Annotated in this window: 18 protein-coding genes; 17 read left to right on the forward strand and 1 reads right to left on the reverse strand. The window is 68.4% G+C overall.

Annotation, left to right across the window (positions count from 1 at the left end; translation table 11 throughout):
• Nucleotides 1-46: 46 nt before the first annotated feature.
• The 3 genes from EOJ32_RS07680 to EOJ32_RS07690 are packed head-to-tail and all read left to right on the forward strand — an operon-like array spanning nt 47 to nt 2,601.
• Complete coding sequence (locus EOJ32_RS07680) at nt 47-1,024, forward strand: thioredoxin family protein (RefSeq protein WP_052714581.1); 978 nt, start codon at nt 47-49, stop codon at nt 1,022-1,024.
• Between the two features lie 45 nt (nt 1,025-1,069).
• Entirely contained in the window at nt 1,070-1,969 is a 900-nt protein-coding gene (locus EOJ32_RS07685; RefSeq protein ID WP_127898154.1) for a DMT family transporter, read from the forward strand.
• Between the two features lie 26 nt (nt 1,970-1,995).
• Nucleotides 1,996-2,601: an inner membrane-spanning protein YciB gene (locus tag EOJ32_RS07690; protein WP_045981135.1), complete on the forward strand. Its 606-nt coding sequence runs from the start codon at nt 1,996-1,998 to the stop codon at nt 2,599-2,601.
• Here the strand turns inward: EOJ32_RS07690 and EOJ32_RS07695 are convergent.
• Complete coding sequence (locus tag EOJ32_RS07695; protein WP_164871405.1) at nt 2,598-3,482, reverse strand: alpha/beta fold hydrolase; 885 nt, start codon at nt 3,480-3,482, stop codon at nt 2,598-2,600. The two genes, EOJ32_RS07690 and EOJ32_RS07695, sit on opposite strands and share 4 nt — an antisense overlap.
• Before the next feature lie 532 nt (nt 3,483-4,014).
• Here EOJ32_RS07695 and EOJ32_RS07700 point away from each other — a divergent pair.
• The 14 genes from EOJ32_RS07700 to EOJ32_RS07765 all read left to right on the forward strand — a co-directional run bounded on the left by EOJ32_RS07700 (nt 4,015) and on the right by EOJ32_RS07765 (nt 20,083).
• Complete coding sequence (locus EOJ32_RS07700) at nt 4,015-6,414, forward strand: ribonuclease E/G (protein ID WP_127898156.1); 2,400 nt, start codon at nt 4,015-4,017, stop codon at nt 6,412-6,414.
• A gap of 114 nt (nt 6,415-6,528) precedes the next feature.
• Entirely contained in the window at nt 6,529-7,272 is a 744-nt protein-coding gene (locus EOJ32_RS07705) for a cytochrome c biogenesis CcdA family protein (protein WP_045981138.1), read from the forward strand.
• 197 nt (nt 7,273-7,469) lie between these two features.
• Nucleotides 7,470-8,633 carry a putative lipid II flippase FtsW gene (ftsW, locus tag EOJ32_RS07710; protein ID WP_045981139.1) on the forward strand — a complete coding sequence of 388 codons (1,164 nt, stop codon included), beginning with the start codon at nt 7,470-7,472 and terminating at the stop codon, nt 8,631-8,633.
• Entirely contained in the window at nt 8,633-9,718 is a 1,086-nt protein-coding gene (locus tag EOJ32_RS07715) for a glycosyltransferase (RefSeq protein WP_127898157.1), read from the forward strand. The genes ftsW and EOJ32_RS07715 overlap by 1 nt, the downstream gene beginning before the upstream one ends.
• The gene (gene murC / locus EOJ32_RS07720; RefSeq protein ID WP_127898158.1) at nt 9,715-11,136 is read left to right on the forward strand and encodes a UDP-N-acetylmuramate--L-alanine ligase; all 1,422 of its coding nucleotides are present in this window, start codon (nt 9,715-9,717) and stop codon (nt 11,134-11,136) included. The genes EOJ32_RS07715 and murC overlap by 4 nt, the downstream gene beginning before the upstream one ends.
• The gene (locus tag EOJ32_RS07725) at nt 11,133-11,435 is read left to right on the forward strand and encodes a DUF2484 family protein (protein ID WP_240542526.1); all 303 of its coding nucleotides are present in this window, start codon (nt 11,133-11,135) and stop codon (nt 11,433-11,435) included. The genes murC and EOJ32_RS07725 overlap by 4 nt, the downstream gene beginning before the upstream one ends.
• Nucleotides 11,432-11,779: a hypothetical protein gene (locus EOJ32_RS07730; RefSeq protein ID WP_127898159.1), complete on the forward strand. Its 348-nt coding sequence runs from the start codon at nt 11,432-11,434 to the stop codon at nt 11,777-11,779. Before EOJ32_RS07725 ends, EOJ32_RS07730 begins: the two co-directional genes overlap by 4 nt.
• A gap of 45 nt (nt 11,780-11,824) precedes the next feature.
• Entirely contained in the window at nt 11,825-12,760 is a 936-nt protein-coding gene (gene murB, locus EOJ32_RS07735; RefSeq protein ID WP_127898160.1) for a UDP-N-acetylmuramate dehydrogenase, read from the forward strand.
• Between the two features lie 147 nt (nt 12,761-12,907).
• Complete coding sequence (locus tag EOJ32_RS07740; protein ID WP_194885292.1) at nt 12,908-13,843, forward strand: D-alanine--D-alanine ligase; 936 nt, start codon at nt 12,908-12,910, stop codon at nt 13,841-13,843.
• Nucleotides 13,831-14,781 (forward strand): cell division protein FtsQ/DivIB, encoded by a 951-nt coding sequence (locus tag EOJ32_RS07745; protein ID WP_045981145.1) that lies wholly within the window; start codon nt 13,831-13,833, stop codon nt 14,779-14,781. Before EOJ32_RS07740 ends, EOJ32_RS07745 begins: the two co-directional genes overlap by 13 nt.
• Nucleotides 14,782-14,784: 3 nt before the next feature.
• The gene (gene ftsA / locus EOJ32_RS07750) at nt 14,785-16,119 is read left to right on the forward strand and encodes a cell division protein FtsA (protein ID WP_045981146.1); all 1,335 of its coding nucleotides are present in this window, start codon (nt 14,785-14,787) and stop codon (nt 16,117-16,119) included.
• A 221-nt stretch (nt 16,120-16,340) separates the two neighbouring features.
• Complete coding sequence (ftsZ, locus tag EOJ32_RS07755) at nt 16,341-17,936, forward strand: cell division protein FtsZ (protein WP_127898162.1); 1,596 nt, start codon at nt 16,341-16,343, stop codon at nt 17,934-17,936.
• A gap of 227 nt (nt 17,937-18,163) precedes the next feature.
• The gene (gene lpxC, locus EOJ32_RS07760; protein WP_127898163.1) at nt 18,164-19,099 is read left to right on the forward strand and encodes a UDP-3-O-acyl-N-acetylglucosamine deacetylase; all 936 of its coding nucleotides are present in this window, start codon (nt 18,164-18,166) and stop codon (nt 19,097-19,099) included.
• A gap of 135 nt (nt 19,100-19,234) precedes the next feature.
• Nucleotides 19,235-20,083, forward strand: coding sequence for an outer membrane protein assembly factor BamD (locus EOJ32_RS07765; protein WP_127898164.1), 849 nt, complete (start codon nt 19,235-19,237; stop codon nt 20,081-20,083).
• Nucleotides 20,084-20,092 lie beyond the last annotated feature (9 nt).

Raw genomic sequence — 20,092 nt, forward strand, 5'->3', positions numbered from 1 at the left:
GCCACCCGTTAACACGCTGGATGTGAAACATGACGGGAAACATCTTATGGCCCTGTGGCCCCGATCTGCGTTGCGGCCCTGCCGCGGGATGGGCGGGGTCATGATGCTGGTGGCGATGCTGGCCGCGGCGCCGGCGCTGGCGCAGGATGGCGGCCATGCCGACATCACGCAGCGCAGCGCGCCAAGCCCCGCGCCCAGCCAGATGAACCGCCCGGAGGCGCCGCTGATCCTGGCGCCCGACGATCCGGGCCGGCAGAGCCCCTCGACGATGTCGCTGACGGAATCGGGCGGTGTGAACGGTTTCGTCCCGGCCGAGGCCGCGCCGCCGGTGACGGCGGACCTGCCCTCGGCCAACCTGCCGGTCGTGGTCGAGCTGTTCACCTCTCAGGGCTGTTCGTCCTGTCCCCCGGCCGATGCGATGCTGACCATGCTGGCGGGACAGCACGACGTGCTGCCGCTGTCCTTCCATGTCGACTACTGGGACTATCTGGGCTGGGCCGACAGCTTTGCCCGGCCCGAATTCACCGAACGCCAAAGCGCCTATGCCCATGCGGTGGGCGAACGGTCCGTCTATACGCCGCAGATGATCGTGGACGGACAGGACACCGCGGTCGCGCCGGGGCCCGCGCAGCTGATGGGCCTGATCGACGCCCACCGCTTTGCCCCCGCCGAGGTCACCATCCAGCGAGAGCGCACCGACGCCGGAGAGACGATCGAGCTGCAGCCCCTGTCCGATCTGGGCGGCAAGGTCGACGTGCTGCTGGTGCGCTATGCCCCCGAACGCCCCGTCGACATGACCGCCGGAGAGAACCGCGGCAAGACCGTCATCTATACCAATGTGGTTCTGGGGATGCAGCATCTGACGCGGTGGGACGGGCTGCAGCCATTGCGCCTGACGGTGCGCGCGGACCTGGTCGGCGATGCATCCTTTCCCGACGACACGCGCCATGCCCTGCTGGTCCAGCAGATGATGGGCAAGCGTGCCCTGCCGGGACCGATCGTGGCGGCGATCCGGCTGGACTGACCCGTCGCGTCTTGCACATCCTGCAAATCGGGGCCATCAGGCGGCATGGGCGATTTCATCATCCAGATCGCCGGGACCGAACAGGGGGCGCGGCTTGCGTCGATCCTGGCGATCACGGCGGCCTTCCTGCACGCGGTTTTCGGCGCGCTGCAAAAGGGGCGGCACGATCCCTGGATCAGCCGCGCCGCGATCGACCTGTCCTATCTGGTGCTGGCCCTGCCGGTGGCGCTGTTCCTGGTGCCGTGGCCCGATCCGCACCTGTGGCCGGTGCTGGCGGGCGCGATGAGCATCCATATCGCCTACAAGATCGCGCAGGCCAAGTCCTATCAGCGGGGGGCCTTCACGGTGGTCTATCCCGTGGTGCGCGGTTCCGCGCCGCTGGTCGTCGTGCTGGTCGCGATGATCGTCTTCGACGAACGCTTCAACGCGGTGCAGTGGGTGGGGCTGGGCCTGCTGGTCGGCGGCATCTTCGGGCTGGCGCTGAATAGCCTGCGCAAGCTGAAGGTCGGTCGCGACACGCTGGTCCCGGCGCTTGCCTGGGCGCTGATCACCGGCGTGACGGTCGCGGCTTATACGACCTATGACGCCTGGGGCATCCGGCTGGCGGCGAACCCGTTCACGTTTCTGGCATGGTTCTTCGTGCTGGACGGCCTGTTCATGCCGCTGCTGAGCTGGCGCCGGCTGGCCGCCCTGCCGCGGGCCGAGGTCGCGCCCCTGGCTGCGCGCGGCATGATCGGCGCCGTGGTGGCATTCGCCAGCTTCGGGTCGGTGATGCTGGCCACGCGCATCGACGACGTGGGTCGCGCCGCCGTGCTGAGAGAGACCTCGACCGTGTTCGCCGCCCTTGTGGGCTGGGTCATCCTGGGCGAAAAGGTGGGGCCGCGGCGCGTCGCGCTGATGGCGCTGATCGCGCTTGGCGCGGTCATCGTGGAATTCGCCGCCTGACGGGCGGCCACAGGAAGGCAGTCGGGATGGAAAACACGAAACCCTGGGTCAAGCCGGCGCTGGAGTTCGGCCCCCTGATCCTGTTCTTTGCGGTGTTCATGCTGTATCGCAACGACACCGTGACCATCGCGGGGGAAAGCTATGGCGGGTTCATCCTGGCTACGCTGGCCTTCATTCCCGCGCTGATGCTGACGACCGCGATCCAGTGGCGCATCACCGGCAAGCTGGCACCGATGCAGGTGGCCACGCTGGTGTTGGTCATCGTCTTTGGCGGGCTGTCGGTCTGGCTGAACGATCCGCGCTTCTTTAAGCTGAAGCCCACGATCATCTATCTGCTGTTCGCGGCCATCCTGGGCGTCGGCCTGATGCTGCGCCGCAACTGGCTGGGCGCCGTCCTGTCCGAGGCGTTGCCGATGGACGCGGAAGGCTGGCGCAAGCTGACGCTGCGCATGGCGCTGTTCTTCGTGGCGCTGGCCATCGCGAACGAACTGGTCTGGCGCAACCTGTCGGACAGCACCTGGGTCTGGTTCAAGACCTTCGGCCTGCCGGTGCTGCTGTTCGCGTTCCTGCTGGGCAATGCGAAACTGTATCGCGATCACGCCTTGCCCGCCAAGGACGACGCCCAGCCCTAGGCCCGCATTCCGCCCAGGGACACCGGCCCCGCCCGCAGCCGCGACCAGCGCGGCTGTGGCCGCAGCGGCAGGTGATGGCGCAGCAGCCCAAGGGGCAAGGCCCATGGATGGCACAGCGCCGCACGGTAGAAGGCGAACAATCCCTGGCGCCGATAGGGCGTCCAGTGCGACATCAGCCGGGCTCCGCGGGCGGTGGGAAAGCCCAAGGTCTCAAGCGCCTCGAGGGTGGCGGCATCGTCGATCTGCAGGTCGACCCAGTTGGCGCGGGCCTGCGCCAGTCCTGCGCCAAGCGCCCGCCTGCGCCCGCGCGACAGCAGCTGCTCCAACGCGAAATCGAACAGGTCGTTCTCGCGGGCGGTGACGTTCAGCACCTCGGCCATGCGGCCCGCCGGACTGTCCAGCGCCGATTGGGCGGCGTCCTGGAATTCGGCGGCGTTCAGGAGGACGATCCGGCCGATGCTGCCGGGCGCGGCATGGGCCAGCGCCTGCAGCGCCACGCGGCCGCCAAGCGAATGCCCGATCAGCCCGACGGGCCGCCCTGCAAGCGTCGCCAGATCGTCGATCATCGCGCCCAGGTCCGCCCCGGCCTCGGCGGCGCGGTCATAGGCATGGCGCAGTCTGCCCCGCGCCTCCCACCCGCAGGCCAGGGCCAGGCCTTCGGACGGATCGCCCTGAAAGCCCAGCTGCTGCGGCCACGAGATGCCGCCGGGACCGGCCTGGGGCGACAGGATGTGGCGGTGCGGGTCATGCGCCGGATGGGCCGGGGAATAACGATAGCCGTGCAGCATCACCAGGACCGGCGCCCCCGCGGGCAGGCGGCGCGCGGCGTCCCGCAGGGCAGGGGGCACAGGCTGGTCGGCATCCATCCGCATCACGGGCATCGCGGCCTCCGTTCCCGGTCGATCCCGGACTAGGGACAGGCTGCGACGGGCGCGTGAAAAAATTGTTAATGCTGCGTGACGTTGCGCGGCTGCCGCAAATTCGCCCATGCCGGGCCCGGATCGTTTTCGGCATTGAATTTTGATGGGTTCCACCGCTATGTTGGCCCCATGCGCAGGGCTGCCCGCAACCGGGGGTTGCCACGCGCCGAAAGTTTCGCAGCGCGGCACCTCTGATCCCGATACCGGGCAGCCATGTGTCCCGCGGAAAACCAAGCCTCCGTCGCGCCACCGCATTGCGGGGCGGCGCAGGAGGTCAGATGAACAGCGGCCCCGCCTTGCGGCATCGGGCCATCCTAGGGAACAGACGCGATGACGCGCGCTTTGGACGGCAGACTTCGGGACGGGCGGGCAGGATGCCCCGTCCGACCGGACGTCTTCGACGGTGACGCGCCCGTGTCCTCATCACACCGCAGACCGAACCGGGGGACGCCGATGGCGCCGCCCGGTCTTCGGCTGCGCGAAAGACATAACAATGGCAATGAAAATGCTGATCGACGCCACCCATGCCGAGGAAACTCGGGTGGTCGTGGTCGATGGAACCAAAGTCGAGGAATTTGACTTCGAGACGGCCAACCGGCGCCAGATCGCCGGGAACATCTACCTGGCCAAGATCACGCGGGTCGAGCCCTCGCTGCAGGCGGCCTTCGTGGATTACGGCGGGAACCGCCACGGCTTCCTGGCCTTCGCGGAAATCCATCCGGACTATTACCAGATCCCCGCGGCCGACCGCGAGGCGCTGAAGGCCGAGGAACGCGCCGATGCCGAGGCCCAGGAGGCCGAGGAGGAGCGTGGCCGTTCGCGCCGCAAGCCCCGCGCCGAGGCGGTCGATGCCTCGGACGAGACGACGACCGACGACGCGGGCCAGGATGCGACCGACAAGGACGACGAGATCGAATCGGTCGCCGACGAGGACGTGACCGAGGAGGTCCGCGCACCCCGAAAGCCGCGTGCGCGCCGCTACAAGATCCAAGAGGTCGTCAAGGTCCGCCAGATCATGCTGGTGCAGGTCGTTAAGGAGGAGCGTGGCAACAAGGGTGCCGCGCTGACTACCTATCTGTCGCTGCCCGGCCGCTACTGCGTCCTGATGCCCAACACCGCGCGTGGAGGCGGCATCAGCCGCAAGATCACCAATGCCGCGGATCGCAAGAAACTCAAGGACATCGCGGGCGAACTTGATGTGCCCAAGGGCGCCGGCCTGATCATCCGCACCGCGGGCAGCGAGCGCACCCGGATGGAGATCCGCCGCGACTACGAATACCTGCTGCGCCTGTGGGAGCAGATCCGCGACCTGACCTTCAAGTCGATCGCACCGGCCGCCATCTATGAGGAAGGCGATCTGATCAAGCGCAACATTCGCGATCTGTATTCCAAGGACATCGACGAGGTGCTGGTGGAGGGCGAGCGCGGCTATCAGCAGGCGCGCGACTTCATGCAGATGATCATGCCGACGCATGCCGACAGCGTGAAGCATTACCAGGACCAGATGCCGCTGTTCGCGCGCTTCCAGGTCGAAAGCTATCTGGCGGGCATGTTCAACCCGGTCGTGCAGCTGAAGTCGGGCGGCTACATCGTCATCGGCATCACAGAGGCGCTGGTCGCCATCGACGTGAACTCGGGACGGGCCACCAAGGAGGGCTCGATCGAGGAGACCGCGCTCAAGACCAACCTTGAGGCCGCAGACGAGGTCGCCCGCCAGCTGCGCCTGCGCGACCTGGCCGGGCTGATCGTCATCGACTTCATCGACATGGACGAGCGTCGCAACAACGCCGCCGTGGAGAAGCGTATCAAGGACAAGCTGAAATCCGATCGCGCCCGCATCCAGATCGGCCGCATCTCGGGGTTCGGCCTGATGGAGATGTCGCGCCAGCGCCTGCGCCCCGGCATGCTGGAATCGACCACGCAGCCCTGTGCGCATTGCCACGGCACCGGCCTGATCCGCAGCGATGACAGCCTGGCGCTGACCATCCTGCGCGCGATCGAGGACGAGGGCACCCGCAAGCGTTCGCGCGAGGTTCTGGTCAAGGCGCCCGTCGCCGTCGCCAACTTCCTGATGAACGCCAAGCGCGAGCATGTCGCGGGCATCGAGGCGCGTTACGGCCTGTCCGTGCGCGTCGAGGCTGACCCGGCACTGGTGTCCCCGGACTTCGCGATCGAGAAGTTCAAGACCGCGACCCGCGTGCTGCCCGAGCCCAGCCACGTTCCCCTGGGCGTCAATGCCGAGCTGATGGCCAGCATCGACGAGGAGGAGGACCTGGACGTCGCCGAGCCGCAGGAGGAGCCGGTTGCCGAGGCCGTCGAGGCGTCCGAACCCGCCGCCGAGCCGCGCGCCGAGCGTCCTGCCGATGCGGACGCGGATGGCGAGGGTCGGTCGCGTCGCCGCCGTCGTCGTCGTCGCCGGAAATCCGGCGAGCGTCCCGAGGGCGAGGATCTGCGCGCCGATGACGATCAGGACGACGAGGGCGAGGACCAGTCCGACGAGGACGTGGCAGCCCCCGCCGCCGCCGCCGAACCGGTTGCCGCTGCTGCCGATGATCAGCCCGAGGCCGATGCGCCCCAGGCCGAGGAGGAGGCTCCTGCCGGTCGCACCCGGACGCGTTCGCGCGGCCGGTCGCGGTCCAGAAAGCCGGTCGATGCGCAGCCCCTGGCCGAGGTCGTGGATCTGCAGGACAGCCAGGATGCCCGCGCCGATGCGCTGCCCGGCCTGAACGCCGCCCCCGTCGCCGCCGAAGCGGTAGCCGAGGCGCTGGTCGAGACTGCCGCGGCCCCGGTCGATGCGGCATCCGCGGAGCCCGAACCGCGGGCCGAGGCCCAGCCCGAACCCGTCGCCGAGGCCGCGCCCTCCAAGCGGCGCGGATGGTGGTCGGGCCGGTAAGGTTCGCTGAACCAGGGGCGCGGTGGCAACACCGCGCCCCTTTTGCCATCCGGCCCACGCATCCGTGACGCCATGGCCCCTGTCCTTTGCATCCCCACCCGCTAAGGTGTCGCGATGTTGGGAATCGAACTCGCCACCGCCGCCTTCCTGCCTGCCGCCTTCGTGGCGTTGCTGGCGGGTGTCCTGTCCTTCCTGTCGCCCTGCGTGCTGCCGATCGTGCCGCCCTATCTGGCCTACATGACCGGGGTGGGGGTGAACGGGCTGAAGACCCGCGAACGCAGCGCCGTCGTGCCCGCGCTGTTCTTCGTGCTGGGCCTGTCGACGGTCTTTCTTGTGATGGGCTTTGCCGCGTCGGCCTTCGGACGCGCCTTTCTGCAGTACCAAGACATCCTGGCCCGCGTCGCCGGTGTCATGGTGGTGGTGATGGGCCTGCATTTCCTGCACGTCATCCGCATCCCCCTTCTGGACCACGAGGCCCGGCTGCAATCGGGCCAGCAGGGCGGCGGCGCGTTGGGCGCCTATGTGCTGGGGCTGGCCTTCGCCTTTGGCTGGACGCCCTGCATCGGCCCGCAACTGGGCATGATCCTGTCGCTTGCGGCCACCGGGGGCGAACTGTCCCGCGGAACCGCACTGCTGGCGGTCTATGCCCTTGGGCTGGGGATCCCGTTCCTGCTGGCCGCAATCTTCATCAACCGGGCCATCGGCCTGATGAACCGCGTCAAGCCGTACCTCAAGACCATCGAACGCGTCATGGGCGCGCTTCTGGTCGTCGTGGGTGTCATGCTGCTGACCGGTGCCTTCTCTGCCTTCAGCTTCTGGCTGCTGGAGACGTTCCCCGCCCTGGCCACCCTGGGCTGAACCGCACAGCCGACACGGGGCCGGGCGGCAGCGCGCCGGAGGCCGCTTGCGGGCTCCGGCCCCGTTGCGCGATCACGTTGCGGCGCGCGCCCCGCCCCGCGGACAATCTGTGGTAGCGCGCCTGCGACAATCGCGCTATCCTTGTGCCCAGATCCGGGCAAACCGGACAGGACAGAGGCAGTGACGGCGGTATTCCCATGACCGAGATGGTCTTCGGCACGACGCCCGTTCGGGCGGGCGACCCGATTCTTCCACGCTGGTGGCGAACCCTGGACAAATGGTCGTTGACCTGCGTCCTTGGCCTGTTCGCCATCGGTCTTCTGCTGGGGCTGGCCGCATCGGTGCCCCTGGCAGAAAAGAACAACCTGCCGCGGTTCTACTATGTCCAGCGACAGATGGTGTTCGGGGGAATGGGCCTGTTCGTGATGCTGGTCATCTCGATGCTGACCCCCCGCCAGATCCGCCGCATCGGCGTTCTGGGTTTTGCCGTGTCCTTCATGCTGATCCTGGCCCTGCCGATCATCGGCACGGACTTCGGAAAGGGCGCGACGCGGTGGCTGTCGCTCGGCTTCGTGTCGGTGCAGCCGTCGGAATTCCTCAAGCCGGGCTTCGTGGCGCTTTGCGCGTGGTTCATGGCCTCGGCGCAGGAACCGGGCGGCCCTCCGGGGCGGATCTATTCCTTCGGCGCCGCGATGACGATCGTCATCCTGCTGGCCCTGCAGCCCGACTTCGGCCAGGCCTCGCTGGTGCTGTTCTCGTGGCTGGTGATGTATTTCGTCGCCGGGTCGCCGGTCATCCTGATCGTCTGCGTCGCGGGACTGGCCGGGATGGGCGGTCTGTTCGCCTATAACGCGTCCGAACACTTTGCCCGCCGGATCAACAGCTTCCTGTCATCGGAAATCGACGCGAACACCCAGATCTACTTTGCCACGAACGCCATCCAGGAAGGCCGCTTCTTCGGCGTCGGCGTGGGCGAGGGGACGGTGAAATGGTCGCTCCCCGATGCGCATACCGACTTCATCATCGCCGTCGCGGCCGAGGAATACGGCTTCATCATGGTCCTGGCGATCATCCTCCTCTACATGACCATCGTCATGCGCTCGCTGCTGCGGCTGGTGCGGGAACGCGATCCTTTCGCCCGCATCGCCGGCACGGGCCTGGCCTGCGCCTTCGGCGTGCAGGCGCTGATCAACATGGGCGTCGCGGTGCGCCTGCTGCCCGCCAAGGGCATGACGCTGCCCTTCGTCAGCTATGGCGGCTCGTCCATGATCGCGTCCGGCATTGCGCTTGGCATGTTGCTGGCGCTGACCCGCACCCGTCCGCAGGGCGAGTTCGCCGAAATCCTGCGCCGGTCCCGCTGATGGCCGCCCCCCTTGCCCTGATCGCCGCCGGAGGCACCGGCGGCCACATGTTTCCGGCCCAGGCCCTGGCAGAGCTGCTGCTGGCGCAGGGCTGGCGCGTCAAGCTGTCTACAGATGACCGCGGTGCGCGCTATGCCGGCGGCTTCCCCGACGCGGTCGAGCGCCAGGTCGTGAAATCCGCGACCACCGCGCGCGGCGGGCTGTCGGGCAAGCTGGCGGCACCGTTCAAGATCGCAGCCGGGGTGCTGGCCGCCCGCCGGGCCTTCCGGCGCGACCGCCCGTCGGTCGTGATCGGGTTCGGCGGCTATCCGACCATCCCGGCGCTGTCGGCGGCGCATCTGATGGGCCTGCCGCGGATGATCCACGAACAGAACGGCGTCATGGGTCGGGTGAACCGGATGTTCGCGGCGCGCGTGCACCGCGTGGCCTGCGGCACCTGGCCCACGATCCTGCCGCAGGGCATTTCGGGCCAGCACGTTGGCAACCCGGTCCGCGGCGCGGTCCTGGACCGGGCCGCCAGCCCCTATGTCGCGCCGGGCGAGGGGGCGCTGAACCTGCTCGTCATCGGCGGCAGCCAGGGGGCGCGCGTCCTGTCGCAGGTCGTGCCCGCCGCCATCGCCGGCCTGCCTGCGGACCTGCGCGCCCGTCTGCAGGTCAGCCACCAGGCCCGTCCCGAGGATGCCGATCAGGTCACGGCTGCCTATGCCGCAGCCGGCATCGCGGCCGAGGTTCAGCCCTTCTTCACCGACGTGCCGGACCGCATCGCGGCCGCGCATCTGGTGATCAGCCGGTCGGGCGCATCGTCGCTGGCCGACATCACCGTGATCGGCCGCCCGGCGATCTTGATCCCCTTTGCCGCCGCCACCGGCGATCACCAGACCGCGAATGCGCAGGCGCTGGCCGATGCGGGCGCGGCGCATGTCCATCCCGAATCCGTGCTTGACGCGGACAGCCTCACGCGCGACATCCGCGCGATCCTGACGGACCCCGCCCAGGCCACGGCCATGGCGCAGGCGGCCCTGACCCTGGCGCGCCCCGATGCGGCGCGCCGCCTGTACGACCTCGTCGAGGAGATCACGCGATGAACGCAGCGACAAAACTGCCCGGAGAGCTGGGCCCCATCCATTTCGTGGGCATCGGCGGCATCGGCATGTCGGGCATCGCCGAGGTGCTGCTGACCCTGGGCTATCGCGTCCAGGGCAGCGATTCCAAGAAATCCAAGATCACCGACCGGCTGGAGACCCTGGGCGCCACCGTCTTCGAGGGCCAGCGCGCCGAGAACGTCGCGGGCGCAGGCGTCATCGTCATCTCGACCGCGATCAAGAAGGGCAACCCCGAGCTGGAGGAGGCGCGCCTGCGCGGCCTGCCCATCGTGCGCCGGGCCGAGATGCTGGCCGAACTGATGCGGCTGAAATCGAACATCGCCATCGCCGGCACGCATGGCAAGACGACGACCACCACGATGGTCGCGACCCTGCTGGATGCGGGCGGGCTGGACCCCACGGTCATCAACGGCGGCGTCATCCACGCCTATGGCTCGAACGCGCGGGCCGGTGCGGGCGAGTGGATGGTGGTCGAGGCCGACGAATCCGACGGCAGCTTCAACCGCCTGCCCGCCGACATCGCGATCGTCACGAACATCGACCCCGAACACATGGAGCATTGGGGCAACTTCGATGCGCTGCGCCAGGCCTTCACCAACTTCGCGTCCTCGGTGCCGTTCTACGGCTTGGCCGTCTGCTGCACCGACCATCCCGAGGTGCAGGCGCTGGTGGGTCGGTTGACCGATCGCCGTGTGGTGACCTTCGGCTTCAACGCGCAGGCCGACGTGCGGGCGATGAACCTGACCTATGACAAGGGCATCGCGCATTTCGACATCGCGCTGCAGGGCGAGGCGACCGACGGTCCGATCCCGATGATCGAGGGCTGCACCCTGCCCATGCCGGGCGATCACAACGTCTCGAACTGCCTGGCGGCCGTGGCCGTCGCACGCCACCTGGGCATCAAGAAATCCGAGATCCGCACCGCGCTGGCGAAATTCGGCGGGGTCGGTCGCCGCTTTACCCGCATCGGAGAGATCAACGGCGTGACCATCATCGACGATTACGGCCACCACCCGGTGGAGATCGCCGCCGTCCTCAAGGCCGCGCGCCAGGCCAGCACCGGCCGCGTGATCGCGGTCCACCAGCCGCACCGCTATTCGCGCCTGTCGAACCTGTTCGAGGATTTCTGCACCTGCTTCAACGAGGCCGACGTGGTCGCCATCGCCGACGTCTACTCCGCCGGAGAGGAGCCCATTCCCGGCGCTTCGCGCGATGACCTGGTGGCGGGGCTGATCGCCCACGGCCACCGCCACGCCCGCGCCATCCTGTCCGAGGACGACCTGGAGCGACTGGTCCGCGAACAGGCGCGGCCCGGTGACATGGTGGTCTGCCTGGGGGCGGGCACGATCTCGACCTGGGCCAACGGGCTGCCCGCGCGGTTGCAGGGCCAGGCCGCGTGACGGCCACGCCCGATCTTGCGATCCTGCCGCTGCTGGCGCTGGCGGGGGCGGCGGTCTGGCTGATGCTGGCCTGCCTGACCCCGCGCCTGAACCGCCGCTGGCAGCGACGCGCCAGCTGGGTCCTGGTGCTGGCAGGCGTCCCGGTTCTGGGCTGGCTGACGCTGGAATGGGGACCGGGCCTGGGCGTTCTGGGCTTTGGACTGGGTCTGCTGATGCTGCTGGGCCGTCCGACCGCGCGGCGCCGCGCGGCGCGGCTGCCCACGCCCGCGCCCATGAACACCGCCGAAGGACAGCGATGAATCCCTGGATCATCGCGGGCCTGTGCCTGTCGGGCGCGGGCGTCATCGCCTGGGGCAGCGCGCGGCTGCAGCTGCGCTGGCCGCTGCTGGTCCTGGCGGCACTGCTGGCGGCGATCGCGCTGCAGCTGTTTCGGGCGGCGCAGGGGCAGGGGGGCTTTCACGATCTGGCGGCCGTCGTCGCGCAAAGCTTTACCGTCCTGCCCGCACTGCTGGGCATGGTGACCGGGCTGGCACTGGCGCGGATCCGCGGCCACCGCCTGGCGTGGGGCAGCCCCCAGATCGTCCTGACGCTGGCGTCGATGCTGGTCGCGGGTCTGGCCGCCGCGGCGACGCTGGTCCTCTAGTCCCGCGGTTGACGGGCGGGGCGCCGCTGGCTACCACCCAAGGCCATGAGCATCGACCTTCCCACCCCCCGCGGCAGCCTGATCCCCGACAGAACCCTTGACGGCCTGACCTGGCTGCGCGTCGGCGGCCCCGCCGACTGGCTGCTCCAGCCCGCGGACGAGGATGACCTGGCTGATTTCCTTGCCGCGCTGGACCCCGGTGTCCCGGTCTTTCCGATGGGCGTGGGCAGCAATCTGATCGTGCGCGACGGCGGCATCCGCGGCGTGGTCATCCGCCTTGGCCGCGCCTTCAACAGCGTCGAGATCGACGGCGACACCGTCACCGCGGGTGCCGCGGCGCTGGACGCACAGGTCGCGCGGCGGGCGGCGGAGGCGGGGCTGGACCTGACCTTCCTGCGCACGATCCCGGGCAGCATCGGCGGCGCGGTGCGGATGAACGCGGGCTGCTATGGCAGCTATGTGGCCGACCACCTGATCGACGCGCAGGCCGTCACGCGGCAGGGCGCACGCGTCACGCTGACGCCCGCCGATCTGCGTTTCGGCTATCGCGAGACGCATCTGCCGGCCGATTGGGTGATCACCAGTGCCCGGCTGCGTGCCGCGCCGGGCGACCCCGACCGGCTGCACGCCAAGATGGCCGATCAGCTGGCACGGCGCGACGAAAGCCAGCCCACCCGCGAACGCAGCGCCGGTTCGACATTTCGCAACCCGGCGGGGTTCAGCTCGACCGGGCAGGCGGATGACGTGCACGACCTGAAGGCATGGTCGCTGATCGACCGGGCGGGGCTGCGCGGACACAGCTGGGGCGGCGCGCAGATGTCGGAAAAGCATCCGAATTTCCTTTTGAACACTGGCGGCGCGACCGCAGCCGAGCTGGAGGCCCTGGGCGAACTGGTCCGACGCCGCGTGCTGGAGGAGAGCGGCCACGACCTGCAATGGGAGGTCATCCGCATCGGCGACCCCGGTCCCGACACGGACTGACGCCCGCTGCGCAACATTCTGCGCAGACAGCCGAAATTGAGCTTTTGCGGTTCGCGCTTTGCTTGTAACCTGATGCGACATGACGCCTCCGTTCAAGGGGGCGCGGACCAGATCAAGCCCGGATCAACCGGGCACGAAAGGCGAAAAGTGGCGGGCAGGTCGAGCAGGACAGCCCACTCGGTCGCTGTTCTGATGGGCGGACCCTCGGCTGAACGCCAGGTGTCGTTGTCGTCGGGACGCGAATGCGCAGATGCGCTGCGGGTGGCGGGATATCAGGTAACCGAGATCGATCTTGGCGCCGCGCGCGGGGACGAGATCGTCCGGCGTCTGGCCGATGCCGCACCCGACGTCGTCTTCAACGCCCTGCATGGCCGGTGGGGAGAAGACGGATGCGTCCAGGGCCTCCTGGACTGGCTGGACCTTCCCTATACCCATTCGGGTGTGCTGGCCTCGGCGCTGGCGATGGACAAGACGCGCGCCAAGCAGGCGTTCCGCGCCGCCGGCCTGCCCGTGGTCGAGAGCGTCATCGCCGACGCCGCCGAGGTGCGCCTGCGCCACGTCATTCCGCCCCCCTATGTGGTCAAGCCCAATGACGAGGGATCGTCCGTCGGCGTCTATATCGTCCATGACGGCGCCAACCAGCCGCCCGCGCTGTCCGCCGACATGCCCGAGCGCGTGATGGTCGAGACCTATGCCCCCGGGCGGGAGCTGACGACCACGGTCATGGGCGACCGCGCGCTGGACGTGACCGAGATCCTGACCAGCGGCTGGTACGATTACGCCGCGAAATACACCGTCGGCGGGTCGCGCCACGTGATCCCCGCGGACATTCCCGACGACATCCGCGCCGCCTGCCTGGAGATGGCCGTGCGCGCGCACAAGGCGCTTGGCTGCACCGGCCTGACGCGCACCGATTTCCGGTGGGACGAGACGCGCGGCGTGGACGGGCTGATCATCCTGGAGCTGAACACCCAGCCCGGCATGACGCCGACCAGTCTGGCCCCCGAACAGGCGGCCCATGCCGGCATCGACTTTCCCGCGCTGATGCGCTGGATGGTGGAGGACGCGCTGTGCCGGTCGTGATCGATCACCGTCCCGGAAAGCAGATCACCCCGCCCGCCGCGCGGCAGCGCCGCGACCCCGCGCCGTCGCGCCTGAAGTACCGCCTGGAACGGATGTGGCTGACGCCGCTGTACCGCCGGGTGCTGCGCGTGGGCCTTCCGGCCTTTGCCATCGCGATGATCGGGGGGCTGTGGCTGGCCGACGAGGACCGTCGCGCCGCGCTTAACGACACCGTCGCCAGCGTGGTGACCAAGGTCCAGAGCCGCGACGAATTCCAGGTCCGCATCATGACGATCGAGGGGGCGACCCCGGTGGTGGACCGCGCCCTTCGCGCGATGCTGCCGGTGGATCTGCCGGCCTCCAGCTTCGACATCGATCTGGCGGCGCTGCGCCTGCAGGTGCTGCAGCTGGACGCGGTCGAATCCATCGACCTGCGCATCAAGCCGGGCGGCATCCTGTCGGCGGTGGTCAAGGAACGCGAACCCGCGATCCTGTGGCGCCACGCGCGCGGCATCGACATGCTGGACGCCGGCGGTCATCGCGTGGCCAGCCTGACCTCGCGCGAGGTGCGCGCCGACCTGCCGCTGATCACCGGAGAGGGGGCGGACCTGGCCACGACCGAGGCGCTGGCCCTGTTCGACGCCGCGGGTCCGATCCTGCCCCGCGTGCGCGGCCTGGTGCGGCGCGGCGAACGGCGGTGGGACCTGGTGCTGGATCACGGCCAGCGCATCCTGCTGCCCGAGACCGGTGCGGTGATCGCGCTGGAGGCCGCGATCGCGATGGACCGGGCCGAGGACATGCTGGGCCGCGACATCACCATCGTCGATCTGCGCGACCCGACGCGGCCCGTCCTGCGGTTGGGGATCGATGCGCGCAACACGATACGCACCGCACGCGGCCTGCCGCTGCTGGGACCCGATGGCAGCGTGCTGCCCGATGACAAGAAGACGGAGGGCTGAGGAATGGTGGACCTGTATCAGACGCAACGCGCGATGCGTAACATCCGCCGGGCGGCCCTGCAGCGGGGCGTGATCGGCATCCTGGACATCGGCACGTCCAAGATCGCCTGCCTTGTCCTGCGCATCGACGGCAACGGCACCTTCCGGGAAACCGACGGCGTGGGCCCGATGGCGGGGCAGGTCAATTTCCGCGTGATCGGCGCGGCATCGACCCGGTCGCGCGGGATGCGCCGCGGCGAGATCGAAACCATGGCCGAGACCGAGCGTGCGATCCGCACGGTCGTCGCCGCCGCGCAGAAGGTCGCGGGCGTGCGCGTCGATCATGTCATCGCCTGCCTGTCGGGCGGCCGGCCGGCCTCGTATGGCTTGGCCGGAGAGATCGTGCTGGAATCCGGCAAGGTCGGCGAACATGACGTGGCATCCGTGCTGGCCGCCTGCGACGCCCCCGATTTCGGCCGCGGCCGCGAGGTGCTGCACGCGCAGCCGGTGAATTTCGCGGTCGACAACCGCAGCAACCTGGCCGACCCGCGCGACCATCTGGGCAACAAGCTGTTCTGCGACATGCATGTGCTGACCGTGGACGGCGATTCCATCGGCAACCTGGTCCAGTGCATCCGGCGCTGCGACCTTGAACTGGCGGGGATCGCCTCGGCGCCCTATGCCTCGGCCCGCGCGTCGCTGGTGGAGGATGAGCAGGAGCTGGGCGCGGCCTGTGTCGATTTCGGCGGTGGCGGCACCGGCGTGTCGATCTTCGTCAAGAAGCACATGATCTTTTCCGATCACGTGCCCATCGGGGGCAACCTGATCACCCAGGACATCGCCCAGGGTCTGCGTGTCAGCCTGCCCGTGGCAGAGCGCCTGAAGACGCTGAACGGGGGCGTCGAGGCGACGGGCCGCGACGACCGCGACATGATCGAGGTCGGCGGAGAAACCGGGGACTGGGAGGCGGACCGCCGCCAGGTCAGCCGCGCCGACGTGATCGGCGTGATGCGCCCCCGCGTCGAGGAGATGCTGGAGCATGTCCGCGAGGTGCTGGACGCGGCCGGGTTCGACTGGATGCCCAGCCAGCAGATCGTGCTGACCGGGGGCGGCAGCCAGATCCCCGGCCTGGACGGGCTGGCGACGCGCATCCTGGGTCCGAACGTGCGCTGCGGGCGGCCGCTGCGCATCGACGGTCTGGCCCATCAGCTGACCGATCCCAGCTTTTCCAGCGCCGTGGGCCTGGCGCTGTTCGCCGCACATCCGCAGGATGAATGGTGGGATTTCGAGATGCCGGCCGACCGCTATCCCGCGCGCAGCCTGCGTCGCGCCTATCGCTGGTTCAAGAACAACTGGTGATTGCACCACCTTGGTTCTGGGGGGTGGCAAGGGTTTTCCCACCACATTCGGAAGACATGGCAAGATGCCGCCTATTTCAAGGGTAGCCCCTCCAGATTTTGCGAAACGCCCGGCTTTTTCGGGTGACGGAACTGGTGCCAATTGTTACGGTAACCATTAAGAAACGGGATTCGAGCGGTACACCCGCCTCCCCAATGCAGCAGCGGTAACAGGCGGACACCATGAACCTCAATCTGATGATGAATGACGAAGAAGAGCTGAAGCCGCGCATCACCGTCTTCGGTGTCGGTGGCGCAGGTGGCAACGCCGTCAACAACATGATTCAGAAGCAGCTCGACGGGGTCGAGTTCGTGGTCGCCAACACCGACGCGCAGGCGCTGCAGCAGTCGCGTGCGACCTCGCGCATCCAGATCGGGCCCAAGGTCACCGAGGGTCTGGGCGCGGGCGCCAAGCCCACGATCGGCGCCAAGGCCGCCGAGGAGACGATCGAGGATATCGTCGATCACCTGATGGGCGCGCATATGTGCTTCATCACCGCGGGCATGGGCGGCGGCACCGGCACCGGTGCGGCGCCGATCATCGCGCAGGCCGCGCGCGAGATGGGCATCCTGACCGTCGGCGTCGTGACCAAGCCCTTCCAGTTCGAGGGCACCAAGCGGATGCGCCAGGCCGAGGAGGGCGTCGAGGCCCTGCAGAAGGTCGTGGACACGCTGATCATCATTCCGAACCAGAACCTGTTCCGGTTGGCCAACGAAAAGACCACCTTCACCGACGCCTTCGCGCTGGCCGACGACGTGCTGTACCAGGGCGTCAAGGGCGTGACCGACCTGATGGTCAAGCCGGGCCTGATCAACTTGGACTTTGCCGACGTGCGGTCGGTGATGGACGAGATGGGCAAGGCCATGATGGGCACCGGCGAGGCCTCGGGCGAGAACCGCGCCCAGGAAGCCGCCGAGCGTGCCATCGCCAACCCGCTGCTGGACGAGATCAGCCTGAACGGCGCGCGCGGCGTGCTGATCAACATCACCGGCGGCTATGACATGACCCTGTTCGAACTGGACGAGGCGGCCAACGTCATCCGCGACAAGGTGGACGCCGATGCCAACATCATCGTCGGTTCGACCCTGGACCCCGACATGGACGGCACGATCCGCGTTTCGGTCGTGGCGACCGGCATCGACGCCGCCGTCGCGGTGGCCGAGGTTCCCTCGCCCCGCCGCGGCATGGCTGCGCCGCTGACCCAGAACCCGCAGGTCGGTGCCGCCGCCGAGGAGCAGCCGGCGATCCCGGCGCGCCGCGTGGCGCCCCCGATCGCATCCTCTGCCGAGACGGCCCGCGTCGAGGCCCCGCGCCACGACCCGCGCGCCGAGGACGACATGCCGCAGCCGGCCTATCAGCCGAAGGACAGCGCCCGCCAGAACGCCGTGCGCATCGACGACGACGCGTCGGCCTTTGTCGCGCCCCGTGCGCCGCAGTCCCCGCGTGCCGGCCAGCCCGCACCCGAGGTGATGGACCGCCTGCGCCGCGCCGTGGACAACCACGGTCGCGTCCCCGCACAGCCGCAGCAGCAGCCTGCACAGCCCGCCACCAGCCGGATGAGCGGTCTGGGCCGCATGCTGGAGCGCATGGCAGGCCATGGCAACGACCAGCCGGGCGGCGCCAAGCCGGCCGCATCCTCGATCGCCGAGCGTGTGAACGACCGCGTCGCCGTCCGCGCCCGTCAGCACGACACCGACTTCGACGATCTGGCCAGCCCCGACTCGAACGGCAAGGACAATGTCGAGATCCCGGCTTTCCTGCGCCGTCAGGCCAACTGACGTATCACGAAACCGGCACATCCACTGGTTGCAAGGGCCGCTTCAAAGCGGCCCTTTCCCTTTGCCAGTCAACCTCTTGGGCGAAAACGGCCATCGGGTTGCAGGGCAGGGCAGGGGAATGTTTCACCCCGTTACAAAACGTTAATTGAATGCGTTCACTGCCAGACCTAGCTGGAGTGACAGAAGGGGCAGGTGCGCCCCACGACGAATCCGAAGGCAGGCAGATCATGCAGGCGACGCTGAAAGACACGGTGACATTGCAGGGCGTCGGGCTCCACTCCGGTGCGCCCGCGCGTCTGGTCATGCATCCCGCACAGCCCGGCCACGGGATCGTCTTTCGCCGCACCGACCTGTCGCCTGCGGTCGACATTCCGGCATTGTGGGACCATGTGACGCCGTCCAAGCTGTGCACGCTGCTGGACAACGGTTTGGGTGTGACCCTCTCGACGGTCGAGCACGTGATGGCTGCGCTGGCCGGCACGGGTATCCACAACGCGCTGATCACCGTCGATGGGCCCGAAATTCCGATTCTGGACGGTTCGGCCGCGCCCTTCGTGGACGCGATCCTGGACACCGGCATCGCGCGTCAGGCCGCACCGCTGCGCGCGATCCGCGTCCTGCGCACGGTCGAGGTCCGCGAGGGCGAAGCCTTTGCCCGCCTGTCGCCCGCCGACCACCTGGAGATCGATTTCGAGATCGACTTTACCGACGCCGCGATCGGGCATCAGGAAAAGCGTCTGGACATGGCCAATGGCGCGTTCCTGCGCGAGTTGGCCGACAGCCGCACCTTCTGCCGCGCGTCGGATGTCGAGGCGATGCGCCGCAACGGCCTGGCCCTGGGCGGGACCTATCTGAACGCGGTCGTGGTCGATGGCGGGCGCGTCCTGTCGCCGGGCGGCCTGCGTCACGCGGACGAGGCCGTGCGCCACAAGATGCTGGACGCCACCGGCGATCTGGCGCTGGCCGGTGCGCCGCTGCTGGCGCGCTATACCGGCCACCGTGCGGGCCACGCGATGACCAACCGCCTGCTGCGGGCGCTGTTCGCCGACCCCACTGCATGGACTTGGGAGCGGTGCACGCCCGAGCTGGAAGGCCGCCTGCCGGGTGCGGGTGTCGCCGACTATGCACGTCCCGAACTTGCCGCGGCCTTTGCGGCCGAGTGACGGCGCGGGGCGCCGGGACCTTGGCCGAATTCAACGGATTGCCATTTTGCGCCCCCTGATGTTCTGTGCTAGAGGATCCCGGCAGCGCCGCCCGCGTGCGGGCAGCGCATCGGCAAATCGTAGGGCAGGATAAAGATGGCGGGCTCGAAAATCTCGGCTTCGGTGGTGGCTGCGGTGCTGGCGGGCGTTGTCCTGACTGGCTGCGGCGGCAACCGGGACGCGGCGCAAAAGCAGAATCTGGACCGCTTTACGGCCGAGGAAATCTACAAGCGGGGCGAGTTCGAGCTGGAGAACAGCGGCGATCCCGAGGATGCCGTCGTCTATTTCAGCGAGATCGAGCGGCTGTATCCCTATTCCGAATGGGCCAAGCGCGCGCTGATCATGCAGGCCTATGGCAACCATAAGGCGGGCAATTACGAAGAGGCCCGCGGCGCGGCGCAGCGGTTCCTGGACACCTATCCGACCGATGAGGATGCGGCCTATGCACAGTATCTGCTGGCGCTGTCTTATTACGATCAGATCGATGACGTCGGTCGCGATCAGGGCCTGACCTTTCAGGCACTGCAGGGGCTGCGGACGGTGATCGAGCAGTATCCCGACAGCGAATATGCCCGCAGTTCGATCCTGAAGTTCGACCTGGCGTTCGATCACCTGGCCGCCAAGGAAATGGAGATCGGGCGTTATTACCTGAAGCAGGGGCATTACGCGGCGTCGGTGAACCGGTTCCGCGTGGTGGTCGAGGAGTTCCAGACGACCACCCAGACCCCCGAGGCGCTGCTGCGTCTGGTCGAGGCCTATCTGGCCCTTGGACTGCTGGACGAGGCGCAGACGGCGGGCGCCATCCTGGGACACAACTTCCAGTCCTCGCCCTTCTATGACGACGCGTTCCGGCAGCTGCGCGGCCGCGGCCTGTCGGCCGAGGTGCGCGGTGACAGCTGGCTGACCGACGTCTATCGCCAGACCATCCAGGGACGCTGGCTGTAATGCAGGCCG

The sequence above is a fragment of the Paracoccus sp. Arc7-R13 genome, from assembly GCF_004010775.1.
Taxonomy (GTDB): domain Bacteria; phylum Pseudomonadota; class Alphaproteobacteria; order Rhodobacterales; family Rhodobacteraceae; genus Paracoccus; species Paracoccus marcusii.